Source organism: Alkalibacillus aidingensis (assembly GCF_014595945.1).
GTDB classification, from domain to species: domain Bacteria; phylum Bacillota; class Bacilli; order Bacillales; family Alkalibacillaceae; genus Alkalibacillus; species Alkalibacillus aidingensis.
The window spans coordinates 1-2,882 of sequence record NZ_JABXWU010000019.1; the positions used below are offsets into that span (position 1 = coordinate 1).

Annotated in this window: 2 protein-coding genes; both read right to left on the reverse strand. The window is 38.2% G+C overall.

The features are described 5' to 3' along the window. Window positions 1–126 precede the first annotated feature (126 nt). Entirely contained in the window at window positions 127–1,080 is a 954-nt protein-coding gene (locus HWQ49_RS14505) for an L-threonine 3-dehydrogenase (RefSeq protein ID WP_394810787.1), read from the reverse strand. 38 nt (window positions 1,081–1,118) lie between these two features. Then, on the reverse strand, window positions 1,119–2,309 hold the full coding sequence (locus HWQ49_RS14510) for a glycine C-acetyltransferase (RefSeq protein WP_188208350.1): 1,191 nt from the start codon (window positions 2,307–2,309) through the stop codon (window positions 1,119–1,121). Window positions 2,310–2,882 lie beyond the last annotated feature (573 nt).

The window sequence follows — 2,882 nt, forward strand, 5'->3', positions numbered from 1 at the left end:
CGATTTAGTACTTGTTTTAATTGTACCATTCGAAGGTGTTTTATATTGTCTCAAATTTTTAGGTTAGTCTAGTAGATTGAACGTACCCAGTTGGTTTTCTTTTTGTCGTACTCATTATTGATCAAATTATCTAATTGATAATTTTGCTTTTAATTTATCTAACATATCTTCTGTCATCTTTTCTAAATCATACTCCGCTTTAAAGCCCCACTCTTCAGTGGCTGCAGAAGCATCGATGGAATTTGGCCAACTTTCAGCAATGGCTTGACGCACTGGGTCAACTTGATAATCCATTGTGAATTCTGGTATATGTTTTTGAATAGCCTGTTCGAAATGCTCTGGTGCTGCACTCATCGCTGTCACATTAAAAGCATTACGATGTTTTAATTGATTAGGATCAGCTTCCATCAGTTGAATAATCGCATTTATGGCATCAGGCATGTACATCATGTCCATATGAGTGCCTTCAGCTATATATGAGGAATAACGTTTATTCTTTAATGCCTCATAATAAATCTCGACAGCATAATCAGTCGTTCCTCCACCTGGTTCAGTAACATTTGAGATCAATCCAGGAAATCGAACTCCTCGGGTATCGACCCCGAACCTATGGTAGTAATAATCACATAATAATTCACCAGATACTTTATTAACTCCATACATGGTTGTTGGACGTTGAATGGTATCTTGTGGAGTTTGGTCTTTCGGTGTTGTTGGGCCAAAAGCGCCAATTGAACTCGGTGTGAAAAACTTAGTGTTTAATTCACGAGCTACCTCTAGAGCGTTCATCAAACCATTCATATTTAAATTCCAAGCCAGCTGAGGATTATTTTCCGCCTTTGCTGATAGTAAAGCAGCCAGATGAATAATCGTATCAACGTTGTGTTTTTCAGCTAAATCATGAATAGCCTTTCCATTTGTGACATCAAGAATCTCAAATGGGCCTTCGGTGACAACCGGACTATCGATTTCACGGATATCTGTGGCAATAATGTTGTCATGACCGTACTTTTCTCTTAATGTTGTTGTTAATTCTGAACCAATCTGGCCTAATGAACCGGTTATTAGTACCTTTTTCATGTCTATTTCCCCCATTCCCTTTTAACGTGGCTAGCTTTTTATATAACGCCCATTTCTTTACCGACTTTTCCATAAATCGCAATGGCTTCATCTAGCATCTCTTTTGTATGAGCTGCAGTTGGCATATTTCTTACCCGACCAGTTCCGCGTGGTACCGTTGGGAAAACGATCGATTTTGCGTAAACGCCTTCTTCATTAAGTCGCTTACTGAACTCTTGTGTCGTTTTTTCATCACCAATAATACATGGGGTAATCGGCGTTTCACTATTACCAATATCAAATCCTAATTCTTTAAGTCCTTTCTTTAGGTAATGACCGTTTTCCCACATTTTATCGTGAAGTTCTGTCGACTCCATTAATAAGTCAATAGCTTTCGTACATGCTGTCACATCAGCTGGAGATAAAGACGTCGAGAATAGGAATGGGCGTGAGCGTACTTTCAACCAGTCAATCAGGTTCTTCTTACCGGCTACATAGCCACCTACAACACCAATCGCTTTTGATAAGGTTCCCATTTGGAAGTCAATTTTATCTTGTAAACCAAAGTGCTTAACAGTTCCAGCACCTTTTCCTAACACTCCAGAACCATGAGCATCATCAACATAAGTAATTAAATCAAACTCCTCAGCAATCTCTACGATCTCAGGTAGTTTAGCTACATCACCATCCATAGAAAAGACACCATCTGTAATGATCATAATTTTGTTATACTGACCTGATTCTTTAGCTTCCTTGGCTTTATTACGTAGGTCCTCCATATCTGAATGATTAAAGCGCAGAATTTTCGCTTTTGATAAGCGGCAACCATCGATAATAGATGCATGGTTAAGCTCATCAGAAAGGATTGCATCATTTTTATCCATAACAGCTGAAATCGCTGCCATATTACAATTAAAGCCAGACTGATAAGCAATTGCGCTTTCAGTACCCTTGAATTCAGCGATCTTCTCTTCTAGTTTAACGTGTAAATCAAGCGTTCCATTAATTGTACGAACGGCTCCAGCACCGACTCCGTGTGATTCAACAGCTTTTGTTGCAACATCTTTTAAGCGCTCATCCGTTGCTAAGCCTAAATAGTTATTGGACGATAAGTTGATTAATTTTTTGCCATCAATCGTAATAACAGGGCCATTTGCTCCTTGTACTGTATCTATTTCATTATATAGCCCTTGATCTTTTAATTCTTGTAGGTTTTGGTCTAAAAATTGATCTAAGGTTTTACTAGGCATGACGTAACCTCCTAATATTTTAGTTATTCTATGATTCCCCATAAGTATCATAACATGTTTTTAATCGCTCGTAACCTGCTTTTAAGTCGTTCACTTAATCTTTCCTTTTACAAGTAGTGACGGCGAATTTACTGTTGAATCGATTAATTTTTTATTGAATACGGGTTTTTAATGATGAATCGCTCGTTTTTTTATTGAATACGGGTTTTTATTAATGAATAACCTTTCATAACTAATGAATACAATTGATTTAATGATGAATTTATGGAATTACTACTGAATTTCCAATATTAATTGTTGAATGACTCAATTCATTGTGGAATGAACGACTGTTACATTGCCGTGGGAGGGTCACGGTGTTGCCATTCTGACGTTTGGGTGTTCTCTCCAACTGTGACGGTTCTTCTTCCGACCGTCGCGGAGCTCACCCGACCGTAACGGTGTTACAACCGGTCTTCAGGCATTCAACACGACTGTCAATGTTTTCACGTTCTTACATAGAAAAAGAGGCTGGGACAAAACTAGTTTCTACGAATAAAAAGGTTCGGATGATCAAAAAATGATCATCCGAAC

Excerpts from the sequence above, each read along its gene's own strand:
- HWQ49_RS14505 (WP_394810787.1), bottom strand. The coding sequence starts at position 1,080 with ATGAAAAAGGTACTAATAACCGGTTCATTAGGCCAGATTGGTTCAGAA.
- HWQ49_RS14510 (WP_188208350.1), bottom strand. The coding sequence starts at position 2,309 with ATGCCTAGTAAAACCTTAGATCAATTTTTAGACCAAAACCTACAAGAA.